Consider the following 279-nt stretch of genomic DNA (forward strand, 5'->3'; position numbering starts at 1 on the left):
TTACCTGGAGCCCACTTACTGCATAATAATCGTGTCCTTTTGCTCTTTCATTGGCGTTGATCAAAACCTCCTCCTTGGCATCCATACTTCCCTTTTTCCTGGCATAGATGGGATATTCTTTCCCTTCTTCATAGCGGGTGTAGTACCAGTAGCCGTTTTTAAAATAAGGAACAGATTCATCTGTTTGTTTGATGCGGCCCACGATCTCTTTGTAAAGCTCTTGCTGCAAGTCCTCGGTATCTGCCATTACTTTTTGAGTATAGGCATTTTCAGCATTAA

Annotated in this window: 1 pseudogene; it reads right to left on the minus strand. The window is 42.3% G+C overall.

The window, feature by feature from the left end:
• Positions 1–247 (minus strand): annotated as a pseudogene (locus tag HC176_RS19440) (oligopeptidase B); the annotation flags it as partial.
• Positions 248–279: the final 32 nt, after the last annotated feature.

The organism is Tamlana crocina (genome assembly GCF_012037625.1).